Raw genomic sequence first — 15978 nt, forward strand, 5'->3', positions numbered from 1 at the left:
ACCTCAACCAAACTTCAGGTCAACCCCGGCCGTACCTGGATCGTGCCGTCCCGCCGGATCCTCGTCTCGAACGTGGGCGCGGGAGCGGTCGCGGGCCCGTGCCGCACGGTGCCGTCCACCAGCCGGAACGTGCTGCCGTGCCACGGGCAGACCACGCACGCCTCGCCGTTGTCGATGACGAGCCTGCCCTGGTGCAGGGGACCGGCCAGATGGGGGCAATGGTCGGCGAGCACGGTCACGCCCTCGCCCTGGCGCAGCACGAAGAGCTGGATGTAGCCGAGCCGCCGGGCCACCGGGCGGCCGTCCGGCAGGTCCTTGATCGGGCACAGATCGTGCCAGCCCAGCGGCACCAGGTGCGAGACCTGCGGGGCGTGGTTGGCCCCCGCCGCCTGCCGGTAGGCCATGTGGCCGCCCAAATAGGCGCCGAGCGTGCCGACCCCGAGCCCGGCGAAGGACAGGATCTTTCCTGCCCGCTCCTGGCCGCGCAGGCGGGCCATCAAGGACGCGGAGAACAGACTGAGCGCGGTCAAATTTGACAACATATGGACGAAGCCGACCCGCTGCTGCTCGCGGTGGAGCGTGGACCAGTCGGTCAGCCCGGCGGCGGCGGTGGGCAGCGCGTTGGCCACGCCGGTGGCCAGCAGCAGCCGCGAGGCCCGCGGGTCGGCTCCGGCCAGGTCGAGCACGGCCGTCGAGATCCAGCAACCCAGGCTGACCGAGGCCAGCGGCGGGTGCAGGGGCTCGCCGATGGGCACGCCGTGCAGCAGGTCGCGGACAAAGCCCGGGCGGATGCGCCGGCGTATCGCCTTGGCGAGCACCCTGATCGGCCGGTCCATGGACTTCGACTTCTCGAGCCGATCGGCAAGGGCAACCGGCCCGGCGAAACCCCGCAATTGCCGACGTCTCGCTCGTACTTCCTCTTTCACGACAAGTCCCCTACCCCCGCCGTGAGGGGATCACTCGGACAGGTGCCCCCTGGCCACGGAGAGTTCGACCAGCTCCAGGGCGTACGCGCCGAGCGAGGGCGAGCCTTCCTCGATGATCCGTACCTTCTCCCTGACCTGCGAAGCCTTGACCTTGAACAGCGGCCACGTGCCGCCTTCGGTGTGGTGGTTGGCCAGGATCGGGGCGAAGCGGTCGAGCGCCTTGGCGAAGCGCGCCTCCGGCGTCTTCCTCGCCTCGAACTCGTCCCACAACTCCCGCACCCACACCGCCTGGTCGGCGGGGAGCAGGCCGAAAATGCGGTCCGCGGCGGACCGCTCGGCGTCGGCCTGGGCGGCGACCTCCACCGGGTCGTAGATGAACGTGTCGCCGGCGTCGATCTCCACCAGGTCGTGCACCAGCAACATGGCCACGACCCGTTGAAGGTCTGTCCCCGGCGGGGCATGCTCGCCGAGGACCATCGCCAGCGTGCCCACGTACCAGGAGTGCTCTGCGGTGTTCTCCCGCCGCGAACCGTCGATCAGATGGTTGCGGCGGATGATCCGCTTCAACTTGTCGATTTCGATGGCGAAGGAGATCTGGGCGTTCAGGCGGTCCTCTTCTGGCGCGATAGTCACGCGCGACACCCTAATGCGCGGTGATCACCCCAGTTGGTGAAATCCTGACCGGAACTCCGTTGAACACTGCGTTACCACTTGGAACGTCTATGGCCGATTCGTCCGTGAGCGTGTTCACGGAGACGCCCGCGTGCTCGGCCGCCACGCTCTGCGCGCTGCCCGCGTGGCCCCAGCCGTGCGGCAGGCTGACCACGCCCGGCATGATGGTGTCGGTGGGCTCCAGAGGCACCGTGAGCTGCCCCTTCGCCGAGCTGACCACGGCCTCGCCGTCGAGTCCGAGCCTGGCCACGTCGGCCGGGTTGATCTGCAGCGTGCAGGTGTTGCTGCCGCCGACCAGCGAGCCCACGTTGTGCAGCCAGCTGTTGTTGGAGCGCAGGTGGCGCCGCCCGATCAGGACGATCTCCGGTGGCTCCTCGTCCAGCTTGCTCCGCAGCCGCTCGACGTCCTCGATGAGCTGCGGCGGCGCCAGCTCGATCTGGCCGGAGGCGGTCTTGAGGACCTCGTCGAGCCGGGGCTCCAGCGGGCCGAGGTCCAGTCCGTGCGGGTGGTCAAGCAGCTTGCGCAGCGACAGGTCGCCCTTGCCGGCCCACTCGCCGTACGGGCCGAGCCTGAGCATGAGGTCGAGCCTGCGCTCGCCGCCGGTCTCGCCGTCCAGCTCGGCGCGCAGCTCGGCCACGTCCCGCCCCTCGACGCCGGAGCCGGGCGTCTGCGTGGCCTTGCGCAACATCTCGTCGATAACGAACGCGTCCAGGTCCCCTTCGAGCCCTGAGGCGATCAAGGCCAGCCTCGCCAGGACCTGCGCCTCGGACGGCTGCCCGTCCAGGGGCAGCGACGGCGGCGAGTACCGCGTGTAGTTGCGTACGGCGAACCCGAGCAGCGCGAAGTCGTAGTGCCCCGACTGCAGCACCCGCGGCGGCGGCAGGATGACGTTGGCGTGCTTGGTGGTCTCGTTCAGGTAGGGGTCCACACTCACCATGAAGTCGAGCCCCTCGAAGGCCGCGTCCAGCCTGTCCCCGTGGGGCGCCGACAACACGGGGTTGCCGGCGATCGTGATCAGGAATTTGACCTGGCCGTCGCCAGGGGTCTCGATCTCGTCCGCGAGCGTGGCCACCGGCAGCTCGCCGTTGGCCTCGGGCAGGCCGCGCACCCGGCTGGTCCACCGGCCCACCTGGTATGGCCTGCGGCGCGCCGCGAACTCCGTGGCCGGTTTGGGGAACATGGCGCCGCCCGGCCGGTCGAGGTTGCCGGTGAGCACATTGAGCACGTCCACCAGCCATTGGGCCAGCGTGCCGAACTCGGCCGTGCAGGTGCCGATCCTGGCGTACACGGCCGCCGTACGTGCTGCCGCCAGCTCCCTGGCCAGCCGTACGATCACCTCGGCCGGCACCCCGGTACGGCGGGCCACCGACTCCGGCGGGAAGTGCTTGGCCGCCTCCCGCACCTGATCCAGGCCGTTGACCTGGTGTGACACCGTGACCAGTTCCTCGGCGAAGAGCGTGTGGACGAGCCCGAACAGCAGGTAGGCATCCGTTCCCGGGCGGACGAAGACGTGCTCGTCGGCCAGCGCGGCGGTCCTGGTCCGCCGCGGATCGACGACGACGAGCCGTCCACCGCGCCGGCGCAGCGCCTTCAACCTGCCGGGGAAGTCCGGCGCGGTGCACAGCGAGCCGTTCGACTCCAGCGGGTTGGCGCCCAGCATCAGCAGGTAGTCCGTACGGTCCAGGTCGGGGACCGGGATGGCCAGCGGGTGCCCGAACATCAGGCCGCTGGCCACGTGCTTGGGCATCTGGTCGGCGGTGCTGGCGGAGTAGATGTTGCGGGTGCCGAGGGCCTTGATCAGCGGGGCGCCGTAGAGCGCGCCCGCCATGCTGTGGGCGTTGGGATTGCCGAGGTAGACCGCGATGGACTGGCGGTCGCTCACCTGGTCGAGCGCGGCCTTCACGGCGCCGAACGCCTCGTCCCAGCCGACCTCCCGCCACAGGTCGCCCTCCCGGATCAGCGGTTTGCGCAGCCGGTCGGGGTCCTCGTCCAGGCGGCCGAGGCTCGCCCCCTTCGGGCAGATGAAGCCCTTGCTGAACGGATCGTCCTTGTCGCCGCGGACGCTGGTCACGTGCCCGCCCTCGTCGAGCGTGAGCGTCAGCCCGCAGACGGCTTCGCAGAGGGGGCATGTCCGGTGGACGGTCGAGGTCATCACGACTCCTGAGTTCGCCAGATGAACTCATATTGGTCTGTGTCACGCGCATGGGGAAGCCCCGGAGCCCCCGCGGTCTCCGGGGCTTCCTCCCCGGGGAAGGCCCCTTTACCCCGGGGTTCTCAGCCGACCTGCGACAGCATGACCCGCGTGCGCAGATCGGGCGGCTCCTCGAGATCGGGTCTGAGCGAGACCCACTCGCGCCTGCCGTAGAGCCGGTCCAGCCCAGGTGAGGTGGCGCCCGGGACCTCGTCGCGCCGGACGATCTCCACGATCAGCAGCTGCGCCCGCGTGCGGTTCCGGTAGACGTTCACGCTCCTCGCCCAGCAGGCCGCCGCGATCTCCTCGCTGTACGCCTCGAACTCCTCGGCGCTGATCCCGGCCCGCGTCAGGATCAGTGCCTTCTCGCCGGTCGTCGTCGGCGTGATCCACAACACCAGCGGGATGCGGCCTGCCCTGGTGTGCATCGTGGTCTCCAGGCAGACCCGCTGCAGGCGGTGCCTGGACACCACGCACCAGAAGTGGGCGGCGATCCAATTGCGGCCGATCCTGGTGGCGGCCGGCGCCGAGACCGCGCTCATCAGCAGCAGGAAGGGCACCCACCGCCCTTCCTGCGTCGCGTTGAGCAAGGTCAGCGCGAACAGCGCCAGCATGGTCGCGAGCAACAACTCGGTCCGTGACCGCCAGAGCCGGACCAGCTCCCCGCCGCCGCGGGCGCCGGGGAGGTCCTCGTTGGCGGGGTAGATCTGGTTGCGCGGGTTCCTCGACATCAGGTCACCTCCTCGTGCACCCGGCGAGGCAGGCGGAGCTGGTCGAAGCGTGGGTCCCGGTAGCGACGGGCACCGAATCCCGTCCTGGTCACGGTCCAGCCGACGTGGTGCGCGAATTCATCGGGCTCCATGCAGATTTCGCGGTCGGCCCATGCGATGAGTTCCCGGATCCGGGACTTGATTCGGCTGAGTCCCTTGGTACCTTGTGAGTACATAGAAGACCCCTTTCGCGGCATTTCTAGAGGTGGCTTCTTCACCGGTCCGAGGGCTGATGACCAGGCCCGTCGCAGGGTGGCAGCCCATATGCGGGGACACTGGTCGTCAGTCTCGGATCGGTGTTTTCCTGCGCTGGTGAGTCAACGTGCGCCGGATTCGTCGGCGCTGGCTGCTTCAGTCGGTTGCGAGGTCCTTTCGGCAAGCGGCCTCCCTGGGGGCGAGATTCGTATCCGGGGCGGCGACGTTGCCGTCGATGCGGCCCTGGCAGGGGCGCGCGACCAAAGGGGGAAGGCCCGGTGCGTGCGGCGATGTCGTCATGCCCGGCCTCCCTCACACTCGAGAAACCCTCCTCGAAACCGATGGTCCTCCGAGGTCTGCGTTGCTGCAATACCTTGAGCAAGGAAGATTTCATTTTCTTCGCTTCTTGCTGATGAGCTTGCTCTGCAACTTGCACGAGAAGTGTCGACGACCCTCTGGCCGGGGCGGAGAGACTGGAATCTTTGCGTCGACCTAGAAGGCTTCATGGAGCTTGTCTTGCTCCTACGCTCTCCCCGTGACAGCCTTCTGGCAAGGCCAGACGCGACTACGCGTGCAACTTGCAGTGTAAGATTGGGCGACCGATCCCTAAACTCAGCTTCCAAACGATCCCTTCCGGCTACACCTTCCTTCCCGACAAGGAGAGCGGACGGTGCCAACGCAGCAGGGCAGCCCGACGGTACGCAGGCTCCGGCTCGGCCAGGAGCTGCGTTCGCTGCGCGAGCGGCGAAAGCTCACCGGGGCCAAGGCGGCGATGGAGCTCGGCTGGTCGCCCAGCAAGATCAGTCGCATCGAGGCCGCGAGGACGATGCCCAGCACCGACGACATCAAGGCGCTGGTAAAGCTCTATCGCGTTGATGGGGACAAACTTGATGAACTCATCGGCCTGTTGCGGGATGCGGAGCAGCGGGGGTGGTGGGAAGATTACGAAGACGTCCTGCCCGAGGAATACACAAGATTCCTCGGGCTAGAGGCTGAGGCGACCTCTCAGCGATCCTGGGAGCCGCAGATCGTGCCGGGCCTCCTGCAAACCGAGGACTACGCGCGGGAGATCATCGTGGCTTCCCGGGGCATCGCGCGCATCACGCACAGCGGTGTCCGCAGCCGCGTCGAGGCCCGCCTCGACCGGCAACGGCGCGTGCTGCACCGGCCGGAGCCCTGCCGGCTCACGGTCGTGCTCGACGAGTCGGCGCTGATGCGCCGCTTCGGCGAACCCTCGGTGATGCGTGAGCAGATGGAGCATCTCCTGGAGCTCTCCCTGCTCCCGCATGTCAGCGTGCACGTCCTGACCTTGGACTCACTTCATCCGGTGAACACCGGCACCTTTATTCATTTGCAGTTTGCGGAATTCGACGATGTTGTCTACCTGGAACAGTTGTATACTGCCAACTTCGTCGAAGACCTCCAACGCGTGGCTGGATACGAAATCGCCTTCGACCACGTCAAGTCAGAGGCGCTCGACGAGGACGAATCCCGCGTTCTCATCCAGCGCAAAGCCATGCTGTGGCGGCGATAGAGACGCCCACCTCAACAAGGGGCAATGGAGCCCCTTTAGCTATTTGGGGAGATAATGCACAACCACCCTTCGAAGGCGGCTTGGCGGAAGAGCACCTTCTGCAATGGCGCAGACGCCTGTGTCGAGATCGCTCCGCTCCCCGACGGCAACGTCGCGCTGCGTGACAGCAAGGAGCAGGACGGTCCCGTTCTCGTGTTCACTCCTGCGGAGTGGGCCGCGTTCACCTCCGGCGTTCGCGAGGGTGAATTCGACCTGACGACACTGGCGGCGACGAGCGCCTAAAGAAAACGGCCCGGCGACGTTGAGGACACAACATCGCAGGGCCGCTCCCCGCACGGCCGTCAAGGGGCCATGGCCAACTCCTGCTCGCCTCGCGAGCGAGCGTAGAAGACGTAGCCATCATGGCATAGCATCCCCCCGGATGATCAAGCGCCATGGGATTTGATCTCGTGTGGCCCGTCGCCAATTCGAGATGCGATAAGCCGTCTTACCGGATCCGTTTCGAGAGCTGCCGGTGAAAAGCCCGGACGGCCGGAAGAATTCCGCTTGAACACGCGCGCGGCGCATCCTTTTCCGGGGTGCGCCGCTCTTCATGTCGGCGGTGACCTCGGGGGCCGAGGCGTGGCCGACGATGGTGATCCTGCAGGAGCAGTGGCCGTTCGGGCCAAGATCAGCTTTGACAGTTCGGGCAGACGCCCCAGAACGTGACGTCGGCTTCGTCCACGACGTAGCCGGCCCTGTCGCAGGGCTCGAGGCAGGGGGCGATCCCCACCACACAGTCGACGTCGGTCACGGTCCCGCACTCCCGGCAGACGAGGTGGTGGTGGTTGTCGCCCACGCGGGCCTCGTAGCGTGCCGGGCTGCCCATGGGCTCGACCTTCCGTACGAGACCGGCCTCGTGCAGCGCGTGCAGCGAGTCGTAGACCGCCTGAAGTGAGACCTGTCCCAGTCGTTCACGCACGCCGTGATAGACGTCGTCCACGTCCGGGTGGTCGGCATCGCGAACGGTTTGCATGATCGCCAGCCGGGCCGCGGTGACCCGGAGCCCGGCCTGGCGGAGAAGGTCGTCGTCCCCCATGACAACCACGCTATGTCCTTAACCGGAGTCATCCAAGTAAAGGAATTCTCCAACTTTAGGCATGTGACGGCACACGGCTGCGTACGAGGAAGATCGAGTCCGGTGCCGATGAGCGCGCTGCGGCGACCAGGTCCGCAATGAGTAAATTGATGGGGTCTGCCCGGTAATCTGCCCTGCATGGCATGCTCGATCCCTGAAAGTCAGGATTCGAGCGGAAATGGCGGCAGATGAGACTCCCCCGTGCCCTCCCGTTGTTCGCCTTCGTCGTCTCGCTTGCCGCCTGCTCATCGGCGCCTGAGCAGGAGTTGCAGAGCAAGCAGGTCGACCAGCAGGCGGCCGCCACGCCGGAGGAGGAGCCGACGCCTGAGCGGCGGCCGTACACGATCTCCTTCGGTGGGGACGTGCACTTCGAAGGGATGTTGCGGCCCAGGTTGTCGAACCCGCGTACCGCGCTCGGGCCGATCGCCGGCGTGCTGCGCCAGGCCGACTTGGCGATGGTGAACCTGGAGACCGCCATCACCACCGGGGGGACGCCCGCGCCCGGCAAGCAGTTCACCTTCCGGGCGCCCGCGACGGCGTTCACCGCGTTGAAGGCCGCGGGGGTGGACGTCGTGTCCATGGCGAACAACCACGGCATGGACTACATGGAGAGCGGGCTGGCTGACTCGCTGGCGGCGATCAAGCGCAGCAAGTATCCCGTGGTGGGGATCGGGAAGAACGCGGCGGAGGCCTACAAGCCGTTCAGGAAGACCGTGAACGGGAACCGGGTCGCGATCATCGGGGCCACTCAGGTGCTGGACGCCGAGTTCATCCAGTCCTGGACGGCCACGGCCGACCAGGGCGGGCTGGCCTCGGCCAAGGACGAGGCGAGCCTGCTGAGTGCGGTGCGCCAGGCGCGCAAGAACTCCGACACGGTGATCGTCCATCTGCACTGGGGCACCGAGATGCAGAAGTGCCCGAACCCGGCGCAGCTCTCGCTCGCCCCCAAGCTGGTCAAGGCCGGTGCGGACGTGATCGTCGGCGGGCACGCGCACATCCTGCTCGGGTCCGGATATCTCGGTAAGGCGTACGTCAACTACGGCATGGGCAACTTCGCCTTCTACAACTCCAACCCGGCGACCACCGGCAGGACCGGGGTGTTGACGTTGACGATCAACGGGCGAAAGGTGCTGAAAGACCGCTGGACGCCGGCCACCATCCAGAGCGGTGTCCCGGTCCCGATGACCGGTGCCGCGGGGACCCAGGCGGTGGCGGACTGGAGGGCGCTGCGTTCCTGCACCGGGCTGGCCGCGCGCCCCGGGGTGGCCGCGCGGCCCTGACGGATCTATATTTGGACATCACGTCCAATAGGAGGTCGCCATGCGGTGGGTCGAGTCCGGTGACGTGCGGCTGGCGGTCTTCGAGGACGGTGACCCGGCCCGTCCCACGCTGCTGCTCCTGCACGGCTACCCGGACACGCATCGGGTCTGGGACGAGGTGGTCGCGCTGTTGCGCGACCGCTTCCACGTGGTGCGGTACGACGTACGCGGGGCCGGGGCGTCCACCGAGCCGCGCGACCGTCGCGACTACGGGTTCGACCGGCTGATGGACGATCTTTCCGCCGTGCTCGACGCCGTGGGGAAACCCCGCGTGCATCTCGTCGGGCACGACTGGGGGTCCCTGCAGGGATGGGAAGCGGTGGGACGGCCCAGGGTGCTGGAGCGGGTGGCCTCGTTCACCAGTGTCGGCGGGCCGGGGTTGCGGCAGACGGCGCACTTCCTCCGGCACGGCAGGCGGCGCGAGGTCGCCGCGCAGCTGGTCAAGTCCTGGTACATCGGCGGGTTCCTGGTCCCCGTGGTGCCGGAGCTCGTGTGGAGCTCGATCCTGCCCCGGCTGATCGCGCGGGGCTTCGGCGAGGGGGTCGCGGCGCGGGCCGGTCATCCCGCCGAGACGCTGGTCAGGGACGGGCGCAACGGGCTGTGGCTCTACCGGCGGAACATGACCGGCACGCTCGCGGACCCCGATCTCAGCCCGGCCGTCGGGGACGTTCCCGTGCAGCTCATCGAGGCCGCTCATGACAGGTACGTGACCCCGGCGCTGCTGGCCTCGATCGGGCAATGGGTGCCCAGGTTGTGGCATCGGGAGATCGCGGCCGGCCACTGGGCCCAGCGCAGCCACCCCGGCCTCGTCGCCGGGATGATCGCCGAGTTCGCCGCCCACGTGGACGGCGCCCCGGCGTCCAGGGAGTTGCGGCGGGCGCGGGCGGGCGCGCGCCGCGGGGCGTTCGGGGACCGGTTGGTGGTGGTCACCGGCGCGGGGTCGGGGATCGGGCTGGCCACGGCACGGGCGTTCGCCGCCCATGGGGGCGAGGTGGTCTGCGCGGACATCGACGCCGACGCCGCCGCACGAGCCGCGCGGGGGATCGTCAAGGATCTCGGGGGCACGGCGTGGGCCGTGCAGGTAGATGTCGCGAATATCGATCAGATGGAGGATTTTTCGCGAAATATTCTCACTAAATTTGGGGTGCCGGACATTGTGGTCAACAATGCCGGGATCGCCGTGGCCGGGCCTATTCTCGATCACACTGTTGACGACTGGCGCAGAACGATCGACGTCAATCTCTGGGGCGTCGTGCATGGCTGCCGGCTGTTCGGCGCCGCCATGGTGGAGCGCGGCCAGGGCGGGCACATCGTCAACGTCGCCTCCTTGGCCGCGTTCGCGCCGTCCAGGATGTTGCCCGCGTACTCGGTCTCGAAGGCGGCCGTGAAGATGCTCAGCGACTGCCTGAGAGCCGAACTCTCCGGGCATGGGATCGGCGTCAGCGCCATCTGCCCCGGCTTCGTGTCCACGCCGCTGGCGCAGCACGCCACGTACGTGGGGCGGGATCTGCGCGAGGAGGCCGTGCGCGGGCTGGCGCGGCGCCGGTATCCACCCGAGCGGGTGGCCGCCCACATTCTGCGGGCCGTACACCGGAATCAGGCGGTCGTCCCGGTCAATCTGGAAGGCAAAATAGGCTACGTGCTGTCCAGGATTTCGCCGCGGGCGATGCGTCGGCTGGCGCGGCTCGGTTGAGCCGCAAGAAATCCATAAATTTGCAGGTAACGATCGCCCGTAGGGGAGAAGATGAAGCCGTGTCTTCGCCGCAGATGGATGACGATTGTGCCCAGCCCCAAACTCTGAGGCGGCAGCCCGCACAGCGCCGCAGCGCGCGGCGGGTCGAGCGCATGCTCGACGCCTGTGCCGAGCTGCTCGACGAGACCGGATACGAGGCCCTGTCCACCACCCGCATAGCCGAGCGGGCGGACGTGGCGATCGGATCGGTCTACCAGTTCTTTCCCGACAAGCGGGCCATCACCCAAGAGGTCACCCGGCGCAACGTCGAGGAGTTCGTCCGCAGGGTGGACCGCCGGTTCCTGGAGGAGGACCATCGCGGCTGGTGGGAGGCGGTCGACGCGATCATCGACGAGTACGTCGACATGAACAGGACCGTCGCCGGCTTCAAGAGCCTGCACTTCGGTGACGCCGTCGATCTCAACATGCTCGACTCCGACTCCGACAACAACACGGTGATCGCGGGACGGCTGCGCGGGCTGTTCCTGAAGGAGTTCGGGCTGGCCGACAGCCCGGAGCTGGACCTGGCGGTGCTGGTGGCCGTCGAGGCCGGGGACGCCGTGCTGAAGCTGGCCTTCCGCCGCGATCCCGACGGCGCTCCCGAGATCATCGATGCTGCCAAGCAGTTGATCCGCGGCTTCCTGTCGCGTCAGCTCAAATCCTGGTCGCCACCGTCATAGGGCCTTGCCGCGGAAATGGCGTCCGCGACCTCCTTCAGCAGCCCGGGCAGCCAGTCCGGCACGTCACCGGACACATGCGTGTGATGACCGAGCGCGGTCGCGGGAACCTCCTGGAACCGGGGCGTGGGAGGCGTGCGCACGCACGGCCCGGGGAACGCCACCGGGCGCGCGTCCCGGGCTTCACGGAGATCCAGCCTGGCCTCCAGGGCCCGCAGGTTACGTTCCGCGGCCTCGATGGCCTCCAGCCGGGCCGACAGGTAGCCGGCCACGCCCGGAATGAGAGCCGACAGTACGACCGTACAGGCCAGCGCGAAGGTCATCTGCTTGGACATGCCCATCACAGCCCCTTCCGCTCGCAAGGCGCAAAGCAACCGATATATGCCCTGCTACCTGCATATACACGCGCACTGTAAGCATGGTTTGACGAGACGTTACCGAATTTCGCACGGACCGGCGATGTGCATTGACCGGGCAAAGCCGCGGGTGGCTCGGTAGTCTCGCGGTGTGGCGCATGTGACCCGTGAGCACCTTGATCGTCTGCTTGAGCAGGCCCTGCTGGCCGACGACCACAGTTCCCTGGCCAGTCGGCTTTACGACGTCGCGCTCGACTACTCCTCCGGCGACGTCTCCAGGGCGTCCATCCTTGTCCTCGCCGCCGAGGAGTGGCGAGCGGCGGGCCAGCCCGTGCGCGCGATGGAGTGTTTCCAGCGCGCGGTCGAGGATGGTGGCGATGCGGGTTTCGACCCGCGTGCCGGAATCGCCGACACGCTCTTCGAGCTCGACAGGGCCGATGAGGCAAGGGAGGTCATCGAGAGGATACGCGCCGAGGGCGGCGTTTCCACGGCAACCGCACACACGATCGCCGAGACGCTGGTGGCGTACGGGGATCTGCAGGGCGGGCTCGAGTGGGCCACCCAGGCCGCGCTGGGGTCCGACGAGAGCGATCCTGAGCATGTGGCGGCGTTGCGTACGCGCTACCGGATCAGGGTCGATCTGGGACTGCCCGAGGACGAACTGGACGCACTCGTCCACTGACGCCGCGGCCCGGCCGCCCGGCAGTCGGCGTGTGCGCGCACGCCTGTCCATGTCAGCATGCACCTCGAAGGGGCACCTGCGCCGTATGGGACTGGTGTGACGTCCCGCTCCAGCCCATCGGCGGCGCGCGCGTCGTGTCTACGAATCGGGCCCTCGCCGGCGTTGGGCACCCCATCGGCACGTTCGCCTCGCGCGGCGTTCCCGGTCGCGCGGGGCGCGTCCGCCGGGGTGACAGGGGCGTTCGGCTGGTATACGGGCCGTCGGGCTGGCACCCAGGCCCCGGCACACAGGCCCCGGCACACAGCCCGTCTGGCCAGCGCACAGGCCCCGGCGCACAGCCCGTCGGCTGGAACACGGGCCGTCGAGTTGGCAGGCGCCGGGAGACCCGTCCGCCTTTGGGCGCCCGCCCTCTCATGGGATCCACTGCGGGGCGCTCGGTGCATTGAAGGTGAGTGCCGCCCACCAGGAGATTCCCCACTGGGCGGTGAGGCGCCCGAGGGAGCCGCCGTCTGGCCGGGGTGCAGGGGGCCGAAGGGGCCGCGGCGCTGGATGGACGCGGCCCCTTCGGCTAGGGGGCGCCGGGCGCGGCAGGCACGGTCCGCGCCCGGACGAGGGGGCTGGGAGGCCGCAGACTCACCTCGAGTCGATGCCCTCGGCCGGGCCGGCGAGGGGTAGGAGCGGCAGCGCGGGCACGTGAGCTGCCGTAGACAGGTCCTTCATCCCGGCCGGACGTGTCCTCACGGGAGAGAGTCCGGCCGGGCCGGCCGGTGAGGGCATGGCCCAGGTCGCCACGATCCCGCCGAGGTCGCCCAGGCCGGGCGCCGGGTTCCCGGCCGCCGGACCGGCCAGGCCGGGCGCCGGGTTCCCGGCCGCCGGACCGGCCAGGCCCTCACTACAGTCCAGGTCGGACGCGGTCATGGCGGGGCCCGTGTTCCCACACGTCTTCGCCTGCGTGGCTCCCACGACGGGCCAGGTGACACCCGCGACAATGGCTGCCGCCGCGACGATGTTTCGGATCATCCGGGATGGCACCGCACGCCCCCTGATCGATTTCGGTGATCTGACGAACGTCGAACGTAGTCACCGCGGAGGCGGCCCGAGTGGGGCTTGTCCGAAGACTGAGCCGAGCCTTACCAAGGTGCGGCCCCGATGACCGCGCCATGACACGCAGAAGCCCGGAGATCGCGGGTGGATCTCCGGGCTCCCTCAGTGGGTCAGGCGGCTCGCTGGATGAGCAACTCGTCGTCGCCGAGATCGACGATGACCTTGTCGCCGTCCACGACCTCACCCGACAGCACGGACTTGGCCAGTTTGTCGCCGATGGCGGACTGGACCAGGCGGCGCAGCGGGCGGGCGCCGTACAGCGGGTCGTAGCCGGTCATGGCCAGCCACTCGCGCGCCGCCGGCGTGACGTCCAGCGTCAGCCTGCGGTCGGACAGGCGCCGCGCCAGGCGCTCGACCTGCAGGTCGACGATCTGCGCCAGCTCCTCCGTCCCCAGCGCGTCGAACAGGATGACGTCGTCGAGACGGTTGAGGAACTCCGGCTTGAAAGAGGTGCGCACCGCTCCCATGACGGCGTCCCGCTTGGCGCCGTTCTCCAGTTTGGGGTCGATGAGGAACTGCGAGCCGATGTTGGAGGTGAGGATCAGGATCGTGTTGCGGAAGTCGACCGTGCGGCCCTGGCCGTCGGTCAGCCGCCCGTCGTCGAGCACCTGGAGAAGGATGTCGAAGACCTCGGGGTGGGCCTTCTCCACCTCATCGAGCAGCACGACGGTGTACGGGCGCCGCCGCACGGCCTCGGTCAGCTGCCCGCCCTCCTCGTAGCCGACGTAGCCGGGCGGTGCGCCGACGAGCCTGGCCACGCTGTGCTTCTCGGAGTATTCGCTCATGTCGATGCGGGTCATGGCCCGCTCGTCGTCGAACAGGAACTCCGCCAGCGCCTTGGCCAGCTCCGTCTTGCCCACACCGGTCGGGCCGAGGAAGAGGAACGAGCCCGTCGGGCGGTCGGGGTCGGCGATGCCGGCCCGGCTGCGGCGTACGGCGTCGGAGACGGCCTGTACGGCCTGCTGCTGGCCGATGAGCCGCCTGCCCAGCTCATCCTCCATCCTCAGCAGCTTGGCCGTCTCAGCCTCCAGCAGACGCCCCGCGGGGATGCCGGTCCACGACGAGATCACCTCGGCGATGTCGTCGGCGCCGACCTCCTCCTTGACCATGGCGTTGTCCGGCGGCGCGGCCTCGGAGGCGGCCTGCAGCGCCTGCTCCAGCCGCGGCACCTCGGCGTACATCAGCCGCGAGGCGGCCTCGAAGTCGCCGTCGCGCTGCGCCCGCTCGGCGGCGCCGCGGGCCTCGTCGAGCTGCTTCTTCAGCTCGCCGACCTTGTTGAGCCCGGCCTTCTCCTGCTCCCAGCGGCCGACGAGGGCGTTGAGCTCCTCCTGGCGGTCGGCCAGCTCCTTCCGGAGCCGCTCGAGGCGCTGCACCGAGGCCTCGTCGGTCTCCTTCGACAGGGCCAGCTCCTCCATCTTCATGCGGTCGACGTTGCGCTGGAGCTGGTCGATCTCCACGGGACGGGAGTCGATCTCCATGCGCAGCCGCGAGGCGGCCTCGTCGACCAGGTCGATGGCCTTGTCGGGGAGGAAACGGCTGGTGATGTAGCGGTCGGACAGCGCGGCGGCGGCCACCAACGCGCTGTCGGCGATCTGCACCTGGTGGTGGGCCTCGTAGCGGCCCTTCAGCCCGCGCAGGATCGCGATCGTGTCCTCGACCGTGGGCTCGCCCACGTAGACCTGCTGGAAGCGGCGCTCCAGCGCCGGGTCCTTCTCGATGCGCTCGCGGTATTCGTCGAGCGTGGTCGCGCCGATCATGCGCAGCTCACCCCGGGCCAGCATGGGCTTGAGCATGTTGCCCGCGTCCATGGCGCCCTCGGCGGCGCCCGCGCCGACCACGGTGTGCAGCTCGTCGATGAACGTCACGATCTGCCCGTTGCTCTCCTTGATCTCGGAGAGCACGGCCTTGAGCCGCTCCTCGAACTCGCCGCGGTATTTCGCGCCGGCCACCATCGCGCTCAGGTCGAGCGAGATGAGCCGCTTGTTGCGCAGCGACTCGGGCACGTCGCCGGCCACGATGCGCTGCGCCAGGCCCTCGACGACGGCGGTCTTGCCGACGCCGGGCTCGCCGATCAGCACGGGGTTGTTCTTGGTGCGCCGGCTGAGCACCTGGACCACGCGGCGGATCTCGCTGTCGCGGCCGATGACCGGGTCGAGCTTGCCGGCGCGGGCGCGCTCGGTCAGGTCGACGCCGTACTTCTCCAGTGCCTGGTAGGTGTCCTCAGGGGTTTCGCTGGTGACGCGGGCGTGGCCGCGCACTTTCTCGAACGCGTCGAGCAGCGCCTGCGGCGTCGCACCCTGCGACCTGAGCAGCTCGGCCGCCTGGCCGCCGTCGGCGGCGAGGCCCACCAGCAGGTGCTCGGTGGAGACGTAGAGGTCCTCGATGCGGTTGGCGTGCTGGGCCGCGGTGTTCATCACGGTGAGCAGCTGGCGGGAGCTCGACGGCGCCCCGACCGTCGCGCCCTGCGCCTTCGGCAGCGCCGCGAGCAGCTCCTCGGCTCGCGCCCGCAGTGTGCGCCAGTCGGCGCCCACGGCTTCGAGCAGCGGAACGGCGGTGCCGCCCGTCTGCGACAGCAGCGTGGTCAGCAGGTGAGCCGGGGCGATCTCCGGGTTGCCCTCAGCGGCGGCACGCCGCATGGCCCCCGAGAGCGCTTCCTGGCTCTTCTGGGTGAGCTTGTATTCCATTCTTTCTAAGCCCCCGGTG

The 15978-nt window shown here is 68.7% G+C and carries 15 protein-coding genes; 6 read left to right on the forward strand and 9 right to left on the reverse strand.

Annotation, left to right across the window (positions count from 1 at the left end):
* Positions 1 to 14: 14 nt before the first annotated feature.
* From Q9G87_RS01755 to Q9G87_RS01775, 5 genes are all read right to left on the reverse strand, one after another.
* Complete coding sequence (locus Q9G87_RS01755) at positions 15 to 836, reverse strand: Rieske 2Fe-2S domain-containing protein (protein WP_305914362.1); 822 nt, start codon at positions 834 to 836, stop codon at positions 15 to 17.
* 120 nt (positions 837 to 956) lie between these two features.
* The gene (locus Q9G87_RS01760) at positions 957 to 1568 is read right to left on the reverse strand and encodes an HD domain-containing protein (protein WP_305914363.1); all 612 of its coding nucleotides are present in this window, start codon (positions 1566 to 1568) and stop codon (positions 957 to 959) included.
* A 1-nt stretch (position 1569) separates the two neighbouring features.
* Positions 1570 to 3750 (reverse strand): molybdopterin-dependent oxidoreductase, encoded by a 2181-nt coding sequence (locus Q9G87_RS01765; protein WP_305914364.1) that lies wholly within the window; start codon positions 3748 to 3750, stop codon positions 1570 to 1572.
* A gap of 122 nt (positions 3751 to 3872) precedes the next feature.
* Positions 3873 to 4520 (reverse strand): hypothetical protein, encoded by a 648-nt coding sequence (locus Q9G87_RS01770; protein ID WP_305914365.1) that lies wholly within the window; start codon positions 4518 to 4520, stop codon positions 3873 to 3875.
* Positions 4520 to 4651: a hypothetical protein gene (locus Q9G87_RS01775; protein WP_305914366.1), complete on the reverse strand. Its 132-nt coding sequence runs from the start codon at positions 4649 to 4651 to the stop codon at positions 4520 to 4522. The genes Q9G87_RS01770 and Q9G87_RS01775 overlap by 1 nt, the downstream gene beginning before the upstream one ends.
* A gap of 773 nt (positions 4652 to 5424) precedes the next feature.
* Here Q9G87_RS01775 and Q9G87_RS01780 point away from each other — a divergent pair.
* Together Q9G87_RS01780 and Q9G87_RS01785 are read left to right on the forward strand one after the other, a co-directional pair.
* Positions 5425 to 6288 (forward strand): helix-turn-helix domain-containing protein, encoded by an 864-nt coding sequence (locus tag Q9G87_RS01780; protein ID WP_305914367.1) that lies wholly within the window; start codon positions 5425 to 5427, stop codon positions 6286 to 6288.
* 54 nt (positions 6289 to 6342) lie between these two features.
* Positions 6343 to 6570 carry a DUF397 domain-containing protein gene (locus Q9G87_RS01785; RefSeq protein ID WP_305914368.1) on the forward strand — a complete coding sequence of 76 codons (228 nt, stop codon included), beginning with the start codon at positions 6343 to 6345 and terminating at the stop codon, positions 6568 to 6570.
* A 388-nt stretch (positions 6571 to 6958) separates the two neighbouring features.
* Here Q9G87_RS01785 and Q9G87_RS01790 read toward each other — a convergent pair whose 3' ends face one another.
* Positions 6959 to 7366, reverse strand: coding sequence for a Fur family transcriptional regulator (locus tag Q9G87_RS01790; RefSeq protein WP_305914369.1), 408 nt, complete (start codon positions 7364 to 7366; stop codon positions 6959 to 6961).
* Positions 7367 to 7593: 227 nt separating this feature from the next.
* On the opposite strand from Q9G87_RS01790, the gene Q9G87_RS01795 reads away from it, so the two are divergent.
* From Q9G87_RS01795 to Q9G87_RS01805, 3 genes are all read left to right on the forward strand, one after another.
* The gene (locus tag Q9G87_RS01795; RefSeq protein ID WP_305914370.1) at positions 7594 to 8685 is read left to right on the forward strand and encodes a CapA family protein; all 1092 of its coding nucleotides are present in this window, start codon (positions 7594 to 7596) and stop codon (positions 8683 to 8685) included.
* Positions 8686 to 8725: 40 nt separating this feature from the next.
* Complete coding sequence (locus tag Q9G87_RS01800; RefSeq protein ID WP_305914371.1) at positions 8726 to 10417, forward strand: SDR family oxidoreductase; 1692 nt, start codon at positions 8726 to 8728, stop codon at positions 10415 to 10417.
* A gap of 74 nt (positions 10418 to 10491) precedes the next feature.
* Positions 10492 to 11136, forward strand: coding sequence for a TetR/AcrR family transcriptional regulator (locus Q9G87_RS01805; protein ID WP_305914372.1), 645 nt, complete (start codon positions 10492 to 10494; stop codon positions 11134 to 11136).
* Here Q9G87_RS01805 and Q9G87_RS01810 read toward each other — a convergent pair.
* On the reverse strand, positions 11106 to 11468 hold the full coding sequence (locus Q9G87_RS01810) for a hypothetical protein (protein ID WP_305914373.1): 363 nt from the start codon (positions 11466 to 11468) through the stop codon (positions 11106 to 11108). The two genes, Q9G87_RS01805 and Q9G87_RS01810, sit on opposite strands and share 31 nt — an antisense overlap.
* A 172-nt stretch (positions 11469 to 11640) precedes the next feature.
* Between Q9G87_RS01810 and Q9G87_RS01815 the strand changes: the two genes are divergently transcribed.
* Positions 11641 to 12171, forward strand: coding sequence for a tetratricopeptide repeat protein (locus tag Q9G87_RS01815; protein WP_305914374.1), 531 nt, complete (start codon positions 11641 to 11643; stop codon positions 12169 to 12171).
* A 633-nt stretch (positions 12172 to 12804) separates the two neighbouring features.
* Here the strand turns inward: Q9G87_RS01815 and Q9G87_RS01820 are convergent.
* A complete protein-coding gene (locus Q9G87_RS01820; RefSeq protein ID WP_305914375.1) occupies positions 12805 to 13191 on the reverse strand; it encodes a hypothetical protein in 387 nt (128 codons plus the stop codon).
* Positions 13192 to 13385: 194 nt separating this feature from the next.
* A complete protein-coding gene (gene clpB / locus Q9G87_RS01825) occupies positions 13386 to 15959 on the reverse strand; it encodes an ATP-dependent chaperone ClpB (protein ID WP_305914376.1) in 2574 nt (857 codons plus the stop codon).
* Positions 15960 to 15978 lie beyond the last annotated feature (19 nt).

The sequence above is a fragment of the Nonomuraea turcica genome (genome assembly GCF_030718205.1).
In the GTDB taxonomy this organism is placed as follows: Bacteria; Actinomycetota; Actinomycetes; order Streptosporangiales; family Streptosporangiaceae; genus Nonomuraea.